Genomic DNA, 18148 nt, shown 5'->3' with positions numbered 1-18148 from the left:
CCCATTGTAAAATGCCGATTAACGAGGATGGAATGTTCGACGAAACCCGGGGCGTACGCAAGAAAATCGCAGTAGTTGGCGCAGGCATTTCAGGTCTCTCCGCAGCTTATTACCTTTCTGAGAACCACGACATAACCGTGTTCGAGGCCGAGCCCCGACTGGGCGGCCACGCCCGCACGGTCATGGCAGGCCGCAATGGTGATCAGCCGGTCGATACCGGGTTCATCGTGTTCAACTATGCCACTTATCCCTACCTGACACGGCTGTTCGATGAGCTGAACGTCCCCGTTACCAAAAGCGAAATGAGCTTTGGCGCGACCATAGACAATGGCCGCATCGAATACGGGCTGAACAACCTGCGCACCCTGACGGCGCAGAAACGCAACCTTGCGCGGCCCGCCTATTACAAGATGATCGCCGACATTCTGCGCTTTGGCAAAGAGGCCCCGGACGCCGCCCAGGACGATGACACCACGATCGGAGAGCTGGTGGATCAGCTGCGCCTCGGCCATTGGTTCCGGCACAATTACCTGATGCCCATGTGCGGCGCGATCTGGTCAACCCCGGTCGAGTTCGTCGATCAGTTCCCGGCCCGCTCGCTGGTGCAGTTCTTCCGCAACCATGCGCTGTTGGCTTCGGGACGTGCCAATCAGCACCAGTGGTACACGGTCAAATGCGGCAGCATCGAATACGTGCGCCGGATCGAGGCCGCGTTGCGCGCGCGGGGGGCTGACATCCGTCTCGCCGCGCCCGTTCAGAGCATCGAGCGGCACGATCTGGGCGTGACAGTGCACGCGGGCGGCGAAGCCGACCTGTTTGACGAGATCATTCTGGCCACCCATTCCGATCAGTCCCTCGCCATTCTTGGCGATACGGCGACCGAAGATGAGAAAGCCGCGCTTGGCGCGATCAAATATCAACCGAACACGGCGATCCTTCATCGCGATCCCAACCAGATGCCCCGGCGTCGCGCCTGTTGGTCCAGTTGGACCTACCGGTCGCAAAAAGGCAACGTTGGGGTCACATATTGGATGAACCGGCTTCAGAACATTCCAGACAGCGACCCGCTGTTTGTGACGCTGAACGCCGCCTCAGAGATTCCCGCGGATAAAATCTATGATCAGGTCGAGTTCGCCCATCCGGTGTTCGACAAAGCCGCCCTGCGTGCACAAGGGCAAATCCGCGAGATGCAGGGACAGAACCGAACCTGGTTTGCCGGTGCCTATAACAGGCACGGCTTTCACGAAGACGGGATTGCCAGCGCGATGCATGTTGTCGAGCGCATCACCGGCACCCCGCACATCATCGGAGCTGACAATGGCATTTCTGAAGAAGAACCTGCTGTCCCTGCCTCGGCCTGACCTTGGCGCAGCTTTGCTGTCGCTTGCGCTGCTGATCCCGGGCGGATTAGCGGCCTCACCCGTGTTTGGCGTTCTCAATGATGCTGAACTGCGCGGCACCGCCACCTATCGCTATCTGGGCTTTCCGCTGTACGATGCGCAACTGTTCACCCAAAGCGGCGCGCCGCTGAATTGGAGCGACGATTTCGGGCTGGAACTGCGCTATCGCCGCAACGTGACCAAAAAGGCGCTGATCAACTCGACCCTGGATGAGATGAAGCGCATCGGACGCGCCGCCCCTGTGCGCGATCAGCTTGAGGTCTGCTTCAACGCGGTCCGCAAGGGCGACCGCTATCTGGCGATCTCGCAAGGACCTGACAAGGTTGAATTCTGGCTGAACGGGCAAAAGCTGTGCACGATGTCCTATCCGGGCATCAAACGCAGCTTCATGTCGATCTTTCTGGGCGAAAACACCCGGTCCGCAGCCTTTACGCAGGCGTTGCGAGGGAACTGATGCTGTATCCGCGGGTCAGCCTGTATGCGCTGATGCTGGCTGCGGCGGGCATCCCGCTTTACATCCACCTGCCGCGCTTTGCGACTGTGAACCTTGGCATCAGTCTGGGCGTGATCGGCACTGTGCTGCTGGTCATCCGGCTGATCGATCTGGTGCAGGATCCGCTGATCGGCTGGGCAATTGACCGCTGGCCCGGGGCGCAGGTCCTGTTTGCCGCCGCCGCTGCGCTGGGTTTGGCCATCGGGTTTCCCTTGCTCTTTGGACTGCCAGAAGGGGCCAATATTACCGCATTAGTGTCTGTTTTGATCCTTCTGTTCTCTGCCTACAGCCTTGGAACCATCCTGCTTTACGGCCGCAGCGCGACGCTGGCCAAACAGTCCACCCCAAAAGAGCTGATGCGGCTGGCCGCCTTCCGCGAGGGCGGGCAACTGACCGGCGTCGTCATCGCCGCCGCCGCACCCGCCTTGTTCGTGGCGCTGGGTGCCGGCGCGCAGGGATACCCGGCCTTCGGCCTTTTCCTTGGCATTTTGGCCGTGGTGACCTTGGTCGTGACCCTGCCGATGTGGAGGCGCAGTCCAGTCACCGGACAAGCGTTGTCGTTTTCAGGGCTGGGACAAGCCGGGGCATTGCGACTGCTCGTTCTGGCACTGGTGAACAGCCTGCCCGTGGCGATCACCTCGACCCTGTTTCTGTTCTTTGTCGAGGACCGGCTGCAATTGCCCGGAAAAGCCGGACCGCTTCTGATCCTGTTCTTCCTCAGCGCGGGGCTAAGCGTGCCGTTCTGGGCCAGGCTCAGCAACCGGATTGGCCCGAAACAGACTCTGATTATTGCGATGCCGCTGGCCATACTGGGCTTTGTCGGGGCGGCGCTTCTGGCCCCCGGAAACCTGGTGGGTTTCGCCCTTATCTGCCTCGCCTCGGGGGCGGCGTTGGGCGCGGATATGGTGGTTCTGCCCGCCATGTTCTCGGTCGTTCTAACCCGCGCCGGGCTGAACGCATCCGCTGCCTTCGGCATCTGGTCCTTCGCAGGCAAGCTGGGGCTTGCGCTGGCCGCCTTTTTCACTCTGCCGCTGCTGGAACACAGCGGTTTCACACCGGGACAGACCAATTCGGCCGAGGCGTTGAACACGCTCACCCTCGCCTATGCCGTGCTGCCCTGCATTCTCAAACTCGGCGCGTTCGGGATGGTTCTAACGCTGCCGACGGAGGTCACCGCCAAATGAAACTTCTTCTGATCTGCCTGTTGGCCATCTTTGCGCTGTTCGCCGCCAAGGGTCGCTTTCTCAGCTTTCGGTCACAATCTCCCACCGATTACACCGGGACGGGGCCCGCGTTTTCGCTGAAAGACAACCTGAGCGGAGAGATCCTGTCCGAAGGGCTGATCTATGGCCCCAACGGCAAGATGTCGAACAGCTTTGTCGCCCGCATGGTCGGCGAATGGGACGGCAATACCGGGACGCTGTCCGAGTATTTTACCTATTCCAACGGCAAGCAGATGACCCGCAAATGGTACCTGACAATGGGCACCGGCAACACATTTACCGCGACGGCGGATGATATCGTGGGCGAGGGCAAAGGCGTGATCTCGGGCGCGACCGTGAAGCTGACCTATCGCATCATCCTGCCCGAGGATGCGGGAGGGCACACGCTGGACGTTACCGACTGGATGTACCTGACCGAAAACGGCGCCATCATGAACCGGTCCGAAATGCGCAAATTCGGAATCAAGGTCGCCGAGCTGGTCGCCACGATGCGCCCCACGCCCGAGACAAAACCGGCCCATCTGAACGGTGCGAATGGCCATGATACAGAGTCTGAACTGAGGGTTTTGCAATGATTCCGCGCCGCACGCTGATCGCGGTCATCGTTGTCGCAGGTCTGGCGATGCTCGCCGCCTGCTCGGCCAAACCGCGGGTGCCAAAGACGTTCTTGTCAGACAGGCAGTTGAACCTAGAGGAATTCTTTGAAGGCAAGACTGTCGCTTATGGTCAGTTTCAGGATGTGCTGGGCAACGTCCCACGCCGCTTTATGGTCGACATAGACGGCACATGGGATGGAGAAACGCTGACGCTGGTCGAGGATTTCGTCTATGACGATGGCACCACCGAGCAGCGCATCTGGACCCTGACCAAGACCGGCGAAGACAGCTGGACCGGCACCGCCCCCGGTGTGCTGGGCACCGCCAGCGGTATCGAGCGGGGCGATACGTTCAACTGGAAGTACAAGATCGACCTGCCCGTCAAAGACGGCACCATGCGGGTCGATTTCGATGACTGGATGTGGCTGTTGTCCGATGATCGACTGTTGAACAGAGCCTATGTCTCGCGTTTTGGCGTGCGCCTGGGCGAGGTTATTCTGTTCTTCGAGAAGAAATAGCCACCCCGCCTAAGCAGCCGGCGGGGTGTGATAGGATCAGACGGTGCCGCCAAGGCTGCCCTCCAGTTCGACCATTTCTTGACCACCGGCCATCAGGTCCTGCAGCTCTTCGGGGGTGATCTGGCCACGCTGTGCCGTGCCCAGCGTCTGACCACGGTTGAGAACGGTGAAGCGATCCCCCACCGCCAGCGCATGGCGAACGTTATGAGTGATGAAGACGACCGCGATGCCCTGCTTGCGCACCTTGTCGATGGTGGCCAGCACGTTGGCCGTCTGACGTACACCAAGGGCCGAGGTCGGTTCGTCCAGGATCAGAACCTTGGCCCCGAAATGCACCGCCCGCGCGATGGCGACGGTCTGGCGTTCACCGCCCGAGAGCGTACCAACGGCCTGATCGGGACCGCGCAGGTTGATCCCCATCTTCTTCATTTCTTCCATCGTGACGGTGTTGGCATAATCATGATCGAAGAAATTGATCGGACCGATTTTCTTCACAGGCTCATTTCCCATGAAGAAATTGCGCGACACAGACATCAAAGGGATCATTGCCAGATGCTGGTGCACCGTGGCAATCCCGGCCTCGATCGCATCGCGCGGATCGGTGAAGTGCATGGGTTTGCCTTCAAACAGGATCTCTCCATGCGTGGGTTGATGCACGCCCGACATGGTTTTGATGAATGTCGACTTGCCCGCGCCGTTGTCACCCAAAAGACAGTGACATTCGCCGGGGAACACGTCCACCGAGACCCCCGCCAGCGCGATCACGCTGCCGAAATGCTTTTCGATGTTCTTCATTTGAATGATCGGAGCATGTTCGGGATTCATATCAACGCTCCCCTGTGATGATGCGGCGGATATAGGTGTTGAGGATCACCGCCCCCAGCAAGATCACGCCAAGAAAGACCCTAAACAAGGAGCTTTCGACACCTGCAAAGAACAGTCCCTGCTGCACCACGCCAAAGATCAGCGCGCCCAGCGCCGCCCCCAGAACCGAGCCGTAGCCTCCGGTCAGAAGCGCACCTCCGATAACCACGGCAATGATCGCCTCGAATTCTTTCAGCAGGCCCCGGTCGGCACCGGCCGAGCCGAACTCCATCACCTGACAGACGGCGAAGACGGTGGCGCAGAAGGCGGTGAACATGAACATCAGAATCTTGACCCGGTTCACAGGTACACCTGAGTTGCGCGCTGCCTCGGCATCCCCGCCCGAGGCAAAAATCCAGTTACCGAACCGTGTCTTGGTCAGCAGCACATGACCAAAGATGATCAACCCGATGGCCCAGACGATCAGCATGGGTACACCGTCCACAACCGGCTGACCGGCGCGGGTGCCGCGTTCGAACACAGCGATGATCCCGGCGTCGCCCAGCCATTGGAACAGGCCTTGCAGGATTTTGCCGCCGAAGATCGGAGCCAGCCAATCACCTTCGGCTGCGTCTTTCACACCGCCAATGATGGTTTTGCGCTCGATCACCTGCGGCAGGAAGATGGTGAAGCCGCGCAGGATGAACAGGAAGGCCAGCGTCACGATGAAACTGGGCAGCCCGGTCCGGACCACGATCCAGCCATTCAGCGCTCCGATGGCGACGGCCATGGCGAAGGTGACGATGATTGCCATCCAAACCGGCCAACTGAGCGTGACCGAGAAGATTGCGATCATCATGCCGGAAAAGCCGATCATTGATCCGACGGACAGGTCGAACTCACCTGCGATCATCAGAAGGCACGCGCCGACCGCGATGATCATGAACTGCGCCGAGACAACCGACCAGTTCATCATCCCCTGGGCGTTGAACATGCCGCTGTCAAAGGCGAATAGCAGGAAGAAGGTGAAGACCGCAACGGTGCCGACCATCCCACCAAGTTCGGGCCGGATCAGGGCCTTGCGCAGGGGCGAGATCTCTTTGATCCGTTCGTCGGTTAACGTCGTGTTTTGAGCAGACTCGCCCATGAGAGCGCTCCTCCGGTAAAAACAGTGATTTGCGTCAGAAAACTGTCAGCGGGCGCCCCGGTTCCAGGGCGCCCGCGTCACAAGAATTAGCGGTACTCGCCAGCGAATTCTTCGATCTTGGTCAGGCCGTCTGCGGTCACGAAGCCGGGCCCCGAGTTGATGTTGTTGCCGGGCAGAACGCCGTAACGGTGGTAATTCGCCATCACAACAACCGGCAGGTAAGCCTGCAGGAAGGGCTGCTGGTCGATACCCCACTGGATTACGCCGGATTTGATGCCTTTTACGATCTCGCCACCCAGATCGAAGGTGCCGAAATAGATGTCACCGGCCATGCCGTTTTCTTCCAGCGCCAGAATGGTCGGATCAGCCGAGGTCGGGCCAAGCGTCAGAACCGCTTCGGTGTCCGGGTTGGCCGACAGATAGGCCAGCACGCGGTTCTTGATCTCAGCCGGGTCCTGACCGGCATCGATCATCTGATCACCCAGTTCGATGCCCAGACCATCCGCGAAGCCCTGGCAACGTTCCTGGCTGGACGGCTGCACGATATAGTGGTTCACGCACAGGAACGAGCCGATGCCGTCACCCTTGGCCCGCTGACCCGCCGCGAAACCGGCGTCATATTCGGGCTGACCCACATACATCAGCGCGCCAACTTCACGGGCCTGATCCGGGGTGCCGGTGTTCATGATGATCACATCCACACCCGCGTCGACAGCCGATTTGATCGGGCCGCTCAGCACATCGTAATCCGCCAGCGTGGTGATGATCCCGTTGGGTCCCGAAGCTGCGGCCTGATCGATGATCCGCGCCATGTCGGCAAGGTCACCGGTGGGCGGGTTGCGATATTCAACCTCGACACCCATCTGCTCGCCCGCAAGCGCGATACCGTTCTTGATCGTGTTCCACCAGCTGTCGCTATCGGGTGCGTGGCTGACCAGAATGTACTTCTCGCCCTCCGCCGCAACGCTTGTGGCTGCGATCAGCGGCGTCGCAGCGACCACCGCCGCCAGCGCCAGCTTCTTCGTCAGTGATGTCATGATGTCCTCCCAAAAACTCATGTTATCGCGGATTGAGGCTGTCCTTCGCACCTCTCCGAGTCGTGTTAGAGCACATCCGTCACAATTTTGCAACCGGTTGCAAAAGATATTGAACCTGTTTCATACTGTAACTGCCCGAGATTAAGGGTAAGAGGGCTATCACCAAACGCGGGAAGGTCAGACGGAACATGGCTGTCACATTGAAAGAGGTTGCAGAACGCGCGGGTGTATCCCGGTCAGCTGTGTCGCGCACTTTCACCGACGGGGCCTCGGTGTCCGACAAGATGCGCCGCAAGGTCGAGAAGGCCGCGCAGGAGTTGGGATACAGCCCCAACGCGCTGGCCTCGTCGCTGACGACAGGGCGCACCAAGCTGATCGGACTGGTGTCGAACAACTTTCACAATCCGATCTTTCTGCAGGTCTTCGATCTGTTCACCCGGGGGCTGCAGGATCGCGGCTTGCGCCCTTTGCTGGTGAACCTCACCGATGAGGTTGAGCCCGAAAACTCGGTTCGGATGCTGCGTCAGTATTCGGTTGATGGCGTTGTCGTGGCATCCTCAACCCTCCCGCCGGGCTTTGCCAAGGCGTTCCGCGATGCGGGTGTGCCGGTGGTGCACAGCTTTGGCCGGTCATCATCGTCACCGCAGGTGCATGTGGTTGGAATCGACAACGTGGAATGCGGGCGCATGGCCGCTCGTGAACTGGTCGCGCGCGACTATAGCAAAGTGGCCTTTCTGGGCGGGCCCGAAGCCGCAACATCGACGCAGGATCGCCATGCGGGCTTCATGTCGGAAATGGCGCTGCACCCTGAGGTCACCGTGACCTGCTCTTTCGCCGAGGCTTACTCGTTCGACGCAGGCCGTCAGGAGATGCTGCGACTGCTGAAATCTGAACGGGCCGAGGCCTATTTCTGCGGCGACGACGTGTTGTCCATCGGTGTCTTGTCGGCGGTCTTGGACAGCGGCCTGAACGTGCCTGATGATATCGGCATCATCGGCCTGAACGATATGGAGATGGCCCGGTGGGAAAACATCGACCTCACCACCATTCATCAGCCGATCCGGCAGATCGTCAGTTCGTCGATTGAGCTGATGGTGGCGACCCTGCAGGAACCGGACAGATACCCCGAGGCGCGCATTTTCCCCTGCTCGGTGGTAGAACGGGGCACATTGCGCCCCGTGCCTGAAGGTTAACGGAACATCGGTGGACGGGCATCCATCCACGCGCTGCCCTGCTTGGCCGACGCCACCGCTGTGTGCACCGCAGCCATCGACCGCACACCGTCTGCCGCATTGGGCAACCCGTCGCGGAGCTCTCCGGCAATCGCATCCGCCAGATCGCAATAGATATTCGCAACCGCCAGCGGGAAGCCCTCGGGATGTGCAATCGCAACGCGGCTGAGGCGTTGTGCGTCCTCGTGCAGTCCGCCCTCGCCCTTTTCGATGATCTGCAAGCGTCCACCAACGGGCGTATAGATCAACTGGTTCGGCTGCTCGGACGCCCAGCGCAGGCCGCCGGTTTCCCCGAACACCTGAATGTCGAACCCGTGCTGGCGACCGATGGCCACCGAAGACGTCCATAGCCTTCCAACCGCACCCTTTGCCGTGCGGAAGTTAACCATGGCGTCATCTTCAAGCTCGCGACTGCCAATGGTCGATGCGAAATCGGCAGACAGGGTTTCGACCTCATCATCCGCAATGAACCCCGCCATGTGCATCGCATGGATACCGCAATCGGCGAACTGGCCGGACACGCCCGCCATCGCCGGATCATAACGCCAGCGGACGCGCGGATTATCGGCATCGGTGGCGTCGCCGTGATGGCCGTGGCTGAAATTGGTGACGACCAGACGGACCTTGCCGATCTCACCTGCGCGCACCATCGCACGGGCCTGCCGTACCATGGGATAGGCGGAATAGCAGTAGTTGACCGCGCAGATCTTGCCGGATTTCTCGGCGACTTTGACGATCTCTTCGCCCTCCTCCACCGTCATGGTCATCGGCTTTTCACACAGTACATTGAACCCGGCCTCAAGGAAGGCTTTGGTGATCTCGAAATGTGTCGCATTCGGCGTGGCCACGGTGACCAGATCAATGCAGTCGTCGCGCCCGCGCTCGCCGGCCAACATCTCGGTCCAGTCGCCATAGGCCCGGTCTGCCGCAATGCCCAACCGTTGCGCATATTCCCGACCGACATCGGGCCGGTGATCCAGCGCTCCAGCCGTGAGTTCGAAATGCCCGTCTGCCAACGCGCCCAGCCGGTGCGCCGGTCCGATCTGACTGCCTTCTCCACCACCGATCATGCCCCATCTTAGCTTGGTCATGGTCCGGGCCTCCTTAGCTGAAACCAATGGATTCAAGGTATTCGCGGTTCTTCCGCGCATCGCCGACCGGGTCGGGATCCAGCGTCGGGTCGCAGTCCTGTTCCACCGTGCACCAGCCGGTGAAACCTGCGTCCAGCAGCACCTGACGTACGGTCGGAAAGTCCACGTCGCCCTCACCCAGATTGCAGAAAATTCCCTGCCCGCAAGCATCGTAAAAGCCTGTCCGGTTGGCGATCACATCCGCCTTTACGGTCGGTGAGATATCCTTGAAGTGCATGTAAGAAATCCGATCAACGTAGCGCTGCATAAAGCTCACCGGATCAAACCCCGCATAAGAGTGGTGCCCGGTGTCAAAGCAGATTTTCAGCAGGTTTTCGTCCACCTCATCCAGCAGCCGTTCCAACTCGGGCTCAAAGTCCATGAAACCTGCCGCATGGGCGTGCATGCCCACCGTCAGCCCATATTCCTCAGCCCCAATGCGCGCGCTTTCGGCAAGGCGATCCCGAAAGGCTGTCCATTCGGCCTTGTCCATCTGCTCGGCCTCATTCGCACGGCCAGCGGTCGGCGCGCGACGGGGTGAGATCGCGTCGATCAGCACCAGATGCTGCGCCCCATGCGCCTTCAGCGCGCGGGCAGTGCGGTGGGTGGCGTCCAGCACGTCCTCCCAAGCGTCGGGGTCGTGATAGTTGCGGAACACCACCCCGCCGATCAGTTCAAGATCATGCTCGGCCAGCGCATCGGCCAGGATCGCAGGGTCTTCGGGCATGAAACCGACCGGGCCCAGCTCGATGCCCTTATACCCCGCCTCGGCACATTCGCTGAGAACGGTTTTCCAATGCGGGTTGCGCGGGTCCTGCGCAAATTCCACGCCCCAGGAACAGGGCGCATTGCCAATTCTGATGCTCATCTTGTCTTGTCTCCGATGCTCAGAAATCTTCGATGTTTTTCCAGCTTTCATCCGTCGACGACGCCAGCGCCGCAGCGACGATCCGGTTGACCTCATGCCCGTCGCGGAAGGTTGGCCAGACCGGCTTGCCTGTCTCGATCGCGTGCAGGAAGTCGCGCGCCTCGATGATGATCTGGTCCTGATAGCCGGTGCCGTGGCCAGGGCCCTGACAGAACGGCTCATAATCCGGGTGCGCGGGGCCGGTCAGGATTTTTCGGAACCCGCGCTCGGCCTCGGGGCCGTCCATGCGATAGAGCCACAAGGCATTCTGATCCTCCTGATCAAAGCGGATCGCGCCTTTGGTGCCGCTGATCTCATAGGCGTAGCCCATCTTGCGCCCGGTCGCGATGCGGCTGAAATACATCGACCCCATCGCTCCATTGGCAAAGCGCACCATCATCTGGGCATGATCGTCGTTGTCGACCTCACCGCCCGGACGGGTTTTGTGCACGGTCTCGACCTCGGCCATCACGCGGTTGATCGGTCCGATCAATGCCAGCGCGGCGTTGATCATATGCGGGGCAAGATCACCCATCGTGCCGTTGGACATTCCCGAAGTGCGCCATGTGGCGGGGGCCTGCGGGTCGGCGTAGAAGTCCTCGGTGTGCTCACCCCGGAACCATGTGACGTCACCGATTTCTCCGTCTGCAATCAGCCTGCGCGCATGTTGGCTGGCGGGCGTACGGATGTAGTTGAAGCCCACCATGTTGGCGACACCCGAGGCCTCGGCTGCCTTCACCATCTCAGCGCCATCTTCCATTGACGCGCCCAGAGGTTTCTCGCACAGAACCGGCTTGCCCAGCGCAAACGCGGCCAGCGCGATCTGGCGGTGCGTTTCCTGAGGGGTCGCGATCACGATGGCCTCGACCTTCGGGTCATTCACCAGCACCTGCCAATCGTCGGTTGCGCGCGCGAATCCGTAGGCCTGACGATACCGCTCGGCGCTTTCGGGCGAGGACGCGCACACCATCTCCAACCGCGGGCGCAGACCCGTGTTGAACACGGCACCAACCGAGGACATGGCAACCGCATGGGCCTTGCCCATATATCCGCCGCCCAGAATGCCAATGCCGATCTCTGCCATTCCGACGCCCTCCCTCGCTTTTTCTTGAAAACCATTTGCAACCGGTTGCAAAACTTGTATCGTGAGAATAGGACTCTCGCAAGCTGCATTCGGCACAGCACCCATAATTTTCCTGAAGGAGCCCGCAGACATGTCCGCGCAACACGACACTGTTTACCTGACAACGGCGCAGGCGATCATTCGCTGGCTGTCGAACCAGTTCATCGAGATCGACGGGCAGGAATATCGCCTATGCGGCGGAGGTTTCGGGATTTTCGGCCATGGCAATGTGACCTGCCTTGGAGAGGCGCTGAATACGGTGCGGGACGAACTGCCGCTGTATCGCGGACAGAACGAACAAAGCATGGGGTTCGCCGCTGCGGGCTATGCCAAACAGTGGCTGCGTCAGCGGTTCATGTTCTGCACCGCCAGCGCAGGGCCCGGCACAGCGAATCTGCTGACCGCCGCCGGACTGGCCCATGCCAACCGCCTGCCGATGCTGATGTTGTGCGGAGACACCTTCATCACCCGTCTGCCGGACCCGGTTCTGCAACAGATGGAGAATTTCAACGATCCGACCTTTGGCCTGAATGACGCGTTCAAACCGGTCAGTCGGTACTGGGATCGCATCACCCATCCGGCGCAGGTTATTCAATCGCTACCCGCTGCCATCGCGACGATGCTGGACCCGGGTGATTGCGGGCCCGCGTTCCTTGGGCTGCCGCAGGATGTGCAGGGTTGGACCTATGACTATCCGGTGAAATTCTTTGAGAAGAAGGTGCATCGTATTCGCCGCCAAGCGCCCGATGCGGGTGAGGTTGCCGATGCAGTCGCCGCTCTGGCCGGAGCGAAACGCCCGATGATCATCGCAGGTGGCGGCGTGCAGTACTCGCAAGCCGTGGCCGAGTTGACCGAGTTTGCCGAGAAGCACCAGATTCCGGTCGTCGAAACCATCGCAGGCCGCGCCAATATGCTGGCGACCCATCCGTTGAATATCGGCCCGATCGGCGTCACTGGATCGGACAGTGCCAACGCGATTGCTGAGCAGGCCGATGTGATCGTCGCCATCGGAACCCGCCTGCAGGATTTCACGACCGGGTCGTGGACGGCGTTTGCCAAGGATGCTCAGTTCATCTCGATCAACGCCGCACGGCATGATGCGGGCAAGCACATGTCGCTCCCGGTTGTTGGCGATGCCAAGCTATCGATTCAGGCTCTGACAAAAGCTGTAGACTACACAGCACCGCAGGATTGGGTTTCGCAGGCGCAAGACGAGCGGCGCAAGTGGGATGCCTATGTGGCCGAGAATGTCTCGTACGGAAACCGCCCGAATTCCTACGCGCAGGCCATCGGTGTCGTGAACGGGCTTTGCGATACCCGCGACCGTGTGGTCGCCGCTGCCGGAGGGCTGCCTGCAGAAGTCACCGCCAACTGGCGCACATTGGATATCGGCACAGTCGATGTCGAATTCGGCTTCTCCTGCATGGGGTACGAGATCGCAGGCGCATGGGGCGCGCGCATTGCCCAGTCCGAGCGCGAGCCCGACAAGGACACCATCACCTTCTGCGGTGACGGGTCTTACCTGATGCTGAATTCAGACATCTATTCCTCGGTTCTGAGTCGGAAGAAGATGATCGTTCTGGTGTTAGACAATGGCGGCTTTGCGGTCATCAACAAGCTGCAGAACAACACGGGCAATGAAAGCTTCAACAACCTGCTGGAGGATTGTCCCACCATCCCCGAAACCTTTGGCGTCGATTTCGCGGCCCATGCAGCCTCGATGGGGGCGACCAGCGAAAAGGTCGCGAACCCGGCAGAGCTGGCCGAGGCGTTCAAGCGCGCCAAGGCCAGCGACAAGACCTATGTGATCGTCATGGATGTGGACGCCTATGAGGGTTGGACAACCGAAGGCCACGCCTGGTGGGAGGTCGGAACCCCCCACACCTCGGCGGATGAGAAGGTCCGCGATGCGCATGTCGAATGGGAATCCACGCGTGAAAAGCAGCGTAAGGGGGTGTGATGAAACGGTTCACAGCAGAAACAGCCGATCCTGACATCATCGTCGATGAATTGCTGAACGGCGGTGGCGCGGTTGCCATATCGGGCCTGTTCACACCCGAGGAGGTCGCCGAGGCGCGCGCCATCATCATGGCCGAATCCGAGACAGCCGCCGAGAAAGTGACCCATTTTCAGGGCGCTGCAGAAGAAGACGGCAAGCTGAATCTGCAACGCCGGGTGTGGAACCTGTTGGCCAAGGGCGACGTGTTCGCGCGCATGGCAGCGCATCCGGTGCTGATGAAGATCCTGCGCAAGTTTCTGGGCACCGAATTCATCATGGGCTCGATCGCCGCAAATCGCATCCTGCCCGGCGGGCCGGGGCAGGAACCGCATGTGGACTATCCCTATTGGGATTTTCACAGCCCCGAAACGCATCCTGTTGGTCTGAATGGGTCGTTTCCGATGAACGCGCAGGTCTCGGTCCTGCTGGACCCGTTCACCGAAGAAAGCGGCGCGACCGGCTATGTGCCCGGTTCGCAGAAAGAGCTGCGCTATCCGACGCCTGAAGACAGGTTCTATGATAGATGCGACCGCATGACCGGAGAGCCGGGCGATGTAGCTCTGTTTTATGGTGTCACATGGCATTGCGCGATGCCGAACAATGCAGATCACGACCGCAGCGCGATCCTGATCCAGTACCTGCCAAAATGGGTCAAGCCGATGGAGGATATGCCCGCCGCCCTGCCGCAGGATTTCATTGATCAGGCCAGCCCTGACATGCGGCAATTGCTGGGTCTGAACTATCCCTACCCCGAGGTGCTGGACACCGCGCGGGCTGGCAATACCGAGGGGCGCAAGTGACTCTGATCGAAGGCATAAAAGGCAATCGCTTTGCCGTGTTTGGCCGGGCCGGGATGGACATGTTCGCCGACCCGGTCGGCACCAAAAGCGAAGACGCACAGGTGTTTCGTGCCGATCTCGGTGGTTCCAGCGCCAATATCTGCGCGGGGCTGGTCAAGCTGGGGTCGCAAGCGGCGCTGATCACCTCGGTCTCGGACGACGCCGTTGGGCGGTTCTGCGTGAACCGGCTGCAGGATTACGGTGTGGATACCCGTTTCATCCGTGCCGTGGGGGGGGAGGCGCGCACCTCCCTTGCCGTTTATGAAAGCTGTATCGAGGATTTCCAGAACGTCATCTATCGCAACGGGGCCGCTGATTTTCAGGTGACCGAGGCGGATATGGACGCGGTCGACTACAGCGCATTCTCGGCCCTGATCACGGCAGGCACGGTGTTTGCGGCCGAGCCTTCCCGCTCGGCCACGTTCCGCGCGTTCGAAAACGCTCGTGCTGCAGGCCTGCCGGTGATCTTCGACATCGATTACCGCCCCTATAGCTGGCCGTCGCCGGACGTCGCCTCGGATGTTCTGACCCGGGCGGGCAACGAAAGCGATCTGATCGTCGGCAATGATGAAGAGTTCGGCTTTATGGCCGGCGGCATCGAAAAGGGCTTGGACAAGGCCCGCGAACTGGCGGCCAACGGCAAAATGGTGATCTACAAGATGGGCCACGAAGGGGCCATTACGCTGGCGGACGGGCAAGAGGTCCGGACCGGCATCTACCCCGTTACCGCCGTAAAGCCCAACGGCGCGGGCGACAGTTTTCTGGCCGGCCTTCTCGCCTCGATCGCCGCCGGGCACGGCTTGCGCAACGCGGTTCTGCGCGGCTCGGCCTGTGCCTCCATCGTCGTGTCGAAACCCGGTTGTGCCGGGGCCATGCCGACCACGCCCGAACTGGATGAATTTCTGGCCCGGCACCCGGGCCCCACGGATACCTGAAAGGAGACGCAGATGCATATCGCGCCCCATGACAACCAGAACAAACCCATCGTTGATGCCGACCATGATCTGGTGCCGCTGAACTATTTCAACATCGTCAAACTGAAAAAGGGCGAGGTGTTCGAATATGCTGTGCCGGGCTATGAGACCTGTATCGTGCCCGCCACCGGTACCGTGGATGTCGATGTGGACGGCGCGATCTATACCAACCTCGGCAACCGCACCATCGACGTCTGGGACGGCGAACCCGAAGGCGTTTATGTCCCCGTCGGAGCCAAGGTGCGTATCAGCTGCGTGACGGATGAAACCGAAACCTTCATCGCTGGCGCAAAATTCGACCGCGTGCTGGAGCCTTTTGACGTCCGCGTGCCCGAGCTGGATCTGGTGCAATATGGCTCGGACGACACCAAAACCCACCGCAAGATCAAACACATTCTGGGTGCAAACCACCACGACAAGGTGGGTCGCTTGCTGGTGTCCGAGCTTTATACCGTGGGTCAGGGCGGCTGGTCCGGCTTTCCCAGCCACAAACATGACACCGACCGCAAAGGCGACGATGGCGAGATGATCGAAACCCGCCATGACGAGACCTACAATTTCCGCTTCCGACCCAACCATGGCTCGGGCGTTCAGATGCTGCAGCGCGAGGACAACAAGCCGGGCGATGCCTATCACATCATGGACGGCTCAACGATCCTGCTGGATAAGGGTTATCATCCCTGCGCGGTTCTGCCTGGGTACGAGATGTATTATTTCACCATCCTTGGTGGCCTCAGCCAACGCTCGCTCAAGCAGTATTTCCAGCCGACCCATGCGGATCAGCTGCACACGATCCCCGGCATCATGGACATGGTGGCCAAGTTCAAATGAGCCTTGTGACATTATCGGACGTCCTCCAACCCGCGCTGCGTGACGGCTATGCCGTGGCCGGGCTGGTGACGCTGGGCTGGGAAGACATGCGCGCCTATGTGGCCGCAGCTGAGGCCGAAGACGTGCCGATCATCCTGCAAGCCGGCCCGTCCTGCCGCGAGCACACACCGCTGCCGGTCTTGGGCAAAATGTTCCGGCATCTAGCCGAAGGGGCCAGCGTGCCGGTCGTGGCCCATCTGGATCACGGGTATACCCATGAGGACTGCCGCATTGCCATCGACAGCGGATTTACGTCGGTTATGTTCGACGGCTCGCGCAAACCTCTGGCCCAAAATATCTCTGAGACCGCTGCGATTGTCAAAATGGCCCATTCTGCCGGGGTTTCCTGCGAGGGAGAGATTGGCTTTGTCGGCTATTCCGGGGGCGAAGGCTCGGATGGCACCGACCCTGAGGAGGCCGCGCAATTTGCCCGTGAGACGGGCGTGGATGCAATGGCGATCTCGGTCGGCAATGTGCATCTGCAGCAGAACAAGGAAGGCGGGCTGGACGAGGCCCGCATTCGCGCCATCGAAGCCGTCACCGAGGTGCCTTTGGTGATCCATGGCGGATCGGGCGTGCCGGTGGCGCAGCGCACGGCGCTGGCGCGCGGATCGAAGATCTGCAAGTTCAACATCGGAACCGAGTTGCGAATGGCCTTTGGCCACGCCCTGCGCGCGTCGGTGAATACTGATCCGGACCGGTTCGACCGCGTTCTTATCCTGAAAGACACACATGAACCGGTGGTCGAAGCAACCCGCCGCGTTCTACAGGCCTTCAAAGGGGCATGACATGCTGAATATTGGATTGCTGGGATGTGGACGGATCGGGCAGGTGCATGCCCGCTCGGTCACGCAGATTGATGGTGCACGGATCACAGCCGTGGCAGACGCCTTCTCGGAACCAGCTGAGGAGCTGGCTGACAAAACCGGTGCTCAGATCCTGTCGGCGGAAAGCCTGATCGAAAGCGCGGATGTCGATGCCGTCGTTATCGGAACCCCAACCGACACCCATTACGACCTGATTCACCGAGCGGCCCGTGCGGGCAAGGCGATCTTCTGCGAAAAACCCGTTGATATGTCCGCTGATCGCATCCGCGACTGCATCAAAGTGGTCGAGGCGGCGGGCGTCCCCTTCATGACCGCCTTCAACCGCCGCTTTGACCCCAGCTTTGCCAACATCCAATCCCGCATCGCCGCCGGAGAAATCGGCGAGGTCGAGATCGTCACCATCCTGTCCCGCGATCCCTCACCACCGCCGATCAGCTATATCGAAAGCTCGGGTGGGTTGTTCCGCGATATGATGATCCACGATCTGGACATGGCGCGTTTCCTGCTGGGTGAAGAGCCTGTAACGGTTTACGCCGTCGGCTCTTCTCTGGTCGACCCCGCAATCGGCAAGGCCGGAGACGTCGATACTGCGGCCGTTACGTTAACAACGGCCAGCGGCAAGATCTGCCAAATCTCGAACTCGCGCCGGGCCAGCTATGGCTATGATCAACGGATCGAGGTGCATGGGGAAAAAGGCCTGTTGCGGGCTGAAAACATGCTGGAAAACGCGGTCGAAGTCGCAACCTCCGACGGCTTTCGCAGAGCCCCTGCCCAGCATTTCTTTCTGGAACGCTATGAGGCGGCCTATCGCGCCGAGATGACCCATTTCGTTGAGGCGATTGGCACGTCCGGAGATGTTTCGCCCGGGATCGTGGACGGGTTGCGCGCGCAGGTTCTTGCGGATGCCGCGGACCGCTCCTTGAAGCAAGGAAGCGTGGTTGACCTCGGCTGAAGTCGTCCTGTGGGTCTAGGCCCGCAGGGTGCGACGCACCAAACTCGTACCCCCTCAAGAAATCGTCAGACATCTTC

At 60.4% G+C, this 18148-nt stretch carries 18 protein-coding genes; 12 read left to right on the top strand and 6 right to left on the bottom strand.

Annotation, left to right across the window (positions count from 1 at the left end; all coding sequences use genetic code 11):
• Window positions 1-32: 32 nt before the first annotated feature.
• Genes ACR1XV_RS08180 through ACR1XV_RS08160 form a run of 5 tightly spaced genes read left to right on the top strand, consistent with a single transcriptional unit; the run spans window position 33 to window position 4230 of the window.
• Complete coding sequence (locus ACR1XV_RS08180; protein WP_480530116.1) at window positions 33-1361, top strand: NAD(P)/FAD-dependent oxidoreductase; 1329 nt, start codon at window positions 33-35, stop codon at window positions 1359-1361.
• On the top strand, window positions 1318-1854 hold the full coding sequence (locus ACR1XV_RS08175) for a hypothetical protein (RefSeq protein WP_480530114.1): 537 nt from the start codon (window positions 1318-1320) through the stop codon (window positions 1852-1854). Before ACR1XV_RS08180 ends, ACR1XV_RS08175 begins: the two co-directional genes overlap by 44 nt.
• Entirely contained in the window at window positions 1854-3077 is a 1224-nt protein-coding gene (locus ACR1XV_RS08170) for an MFS transporter (RefSeq protein ID WP_480530112.1), read from the top strand. The genes ACR1XV_RS08175 and ACR1XV_RS08170 overlap by 1 nt, the downstream gene beginning before the upstream one ends.
• On the top strand, window positions 3074-3691 hold the full coding sequence (locus ACR1XV_RS08165; RefSeq protein WP_480530110.1) for a DUF3833 domain-containing protein: 618 nt from the start codon (window positions 3074-3076) through the stop codon (window positions 3689-3691). Before ACR1XV_RS08170 ends, ACR1XV_RS08165 begins: the two co-directional genes overlap by 4 nt.
• On the top strand, window positions 3688-4230 hold the full coding sequence (locus ACR1XV_RS08160) for a DUF3833 domain-containing protein (RefSeq protein WP_480530108.1): 543 nt from the start codon (window positions 3688-3690) through the stop codon (window positions 4228-4230). The genes ACR1XV_RS08165 and ACR1XV_RS08160 overlap by 4 nt, the downstream gene beginning before the upstream one ends.
• 36 nt (window positions 4231-4266) lie before the next feature.
• Here ACR1XV_RS08160 and ACR1XV_RS08155 read toward each other — a convergent pair whose 3' ends face one another.
• The 3 genes from ACR1XV_RS08155 to ACR1XV_RS08145 form a co-directional block, all read right to left on the bottom strand.
• Window positions 4267-5055 (bottom strand): ATP-binding cassette domain-containing protein, encoded by a 789-nt coding sequence (locus ACR1XV_RS08155; RefSeq protein WP_480522169.1) that lies wholly within the window; start codon window positions 5053-5055, stop codon window positions 4267-4269.
• Window position 5056: 1 nt separating this feature from the next.
• A complete protein-coding gene (locus ACR1XV_RS08150) occupies window positions 5057-6181 on the bottom strand; it encodes an ABC transporter permease (RefSeq protein ID WP_480522168.1) in 1125 nt (374 codons plus the stop codon).
• 86 nt (window positions 6182-6267) lie between these two features.
• Complete coding sequence (locus ACR1XV_RS08145) at window positions 6268-7218, bottom strand: sugar ABC transporter substrate-binding protein (RefSeq protein ID WP_480530105.1); 951 nt, start codon at window positions 7216-7218, stop codon at window positions 6268-6270.
• A gap of 188 nt (window positions 7219-7406) precedes the next feature.
• On the opposite strand from ACR1XV_RS08145, the gene ACR1XV_RS08140 reads away from it, so the two are divergent.
• Window positions 7407-8411 carry a LacI family DNA-binding transcriptional regulator gene (locus ACR1XV_RS08140; RefSeq protein ID WP_480530103.1) on the top strand — a complete coding sequence of 335 codons (1005 nt, stop codon included), beginning with the start codon at window positions 7407-7409 and terminating at the stop codon, window positions 8409-8411.
• Here ACR1XV_RS08140 and ACR1XV_RS08135 read toward each other — a convergent pair.
• The 3 genes from ACR1XV_RS08135 to ACR1XV_RS08125 are packed head-to-tail and all read right to left on the bottom strand — an operon-like array spanning window position 8408 to window position 11571.
• Window positions 8408-9541 (bottom strand): Gfo/Idh/MocA family protein, encoded by a 1134-nt coding sequence (locus ACR1XV_RS08135; protein WP_480530101.1) that lies wholly within the window; start codon window positions 9539-9541, stop codon window positions 8408-8410. The two genes, ACR1XV_RS08140 and ACR1XV_RS08135, sit on opposite strands and share 4 nt — an antisense overlap.
• A gap of 13 nt (window positions 9542-9554) precedes the next feature.
• Window positions 9555-10448 (bottom strand): TIM barrel protein, encoded by an 894-nt coding sequence (locus tag ACR1XV_RS08130; protein WP_480530099.1) that lies wholly within the window; start codon window positions 10446-10448, stop codon window positions 9555-9557.
• 19 nt (window positions 10449-10467) lie between these two features.
• The gene (locus tag ACR1XV_RS08125; protein ID WP_480530097.1) at window positions 10468-11571 is read right to left on the bottom strand and encodes a Gfo/Idh/MocA family protein; all 1104 of its coding nucleotides are present in this window, start codon (window positions 11569-11571) and stop codon (window positions 10468-10470) included.
• Window positions 11572-11701: 130 nt separating this feature from the next.
• Here ACR1XV_RS08125 and iolD point away from each other — a divergent pair, with 130 nt between their 5' ends.
• Genes iolD through iolG form a run of 6 tightly spaced genes read left to right on the top strand, consistent with a single transcriptional unit; the run spans window position 11702 to window position 18071 of the window.
• Complete coding sequence (gene iolD, locus ACR1XV_RS08120) at window positions 11702-13570, top strand: 3D-(3,5/4)-trihydroxycyclohexane-1,2-dione acylhydrolase (decyclizing) (protein ID WP_480530095.1); 1869 nt, start codon at window positions 11702-11704, stop codon at window positions 13568-13570.
• On the top strand, window positions 13570-14409 hold the full coding sequence (locus ACR1XV_RS08115) for a phytanoyl-CoA dioxygenase family protein (RefSeq protein WP_480530093.1): 840 nt from the start codon (window positions 13570-13572) through the stop codon (window positions 14407-14409). The genes iolD and ACR1XV_RS08115 overlap by 1 nt, the downstream gene beginning before the upstream one ends.
• Window positions 14406-15383, top strand: coding sequence for a 5-dehydro-2-deoxygluconokinase (gene iolC, locus ACR1XV_RS08110; RefSeq protein ID WP_480530091.1), 978 nt, complete (start codon window positions 14406-14408; stop codon window positions 15381-15383). The genes ACR1XV_RS08115 and iolC overlap by 4 nt, the downstream gene beginning before the upstream one ends.
• A 12-nt stretch (window positions 15384-15395) precedes the next feature.
• Window positions 15396-16253: a 5-deoxy-glucuronate isomerase gene (locus tag ACR1XV_RS08105; RefSeq protein WP_480522159.1), complete on the top strand. Its 858-nt coding sequence runs from the start codon at window positions 15396-15398 to the stop codon at window positions 16251-16253.
• Window positions 16250-17080 (top strand): class II fructose-bisphosphate aldolase, encoded by an 831-nt coding sequence (locus tag ACR1XV_RS08100; RefSeq protein ID WP_480530089.1) that lies wholly within the window; start codon window positions 16250-16252, stop codon window positions 17078-17080. Before ACR1XV_RS08105 ends, ACR1XV_RS08100 begins: the two co-directional genes overlap by 4 nt.
• A 1-nt stretch (window position 17081) precedes the next feature.
• Window positions 17082-18071: an inositol 2-dehydrogenase gene (gene iolG, locus ACR1XV_RS08095; protein WP_480530087.1), complete on the top strand. Its 990-nt coding sequence runs from the start codon at window positions 17082-17084 to the stop codon at window positions 18069-18071.
• The last annotated feature ends 77 nt before the right edge of the window (window positions 18072-18148 follow it).

This window comes from Ruegeria sp. AD2(2025) (assembly GCF_056542385.1).
The sequence above is the reverse complement of the archived record's forward strand: the minus strand, read 5'-3'. Positions and strand labels throughout refer to the sequence as shown.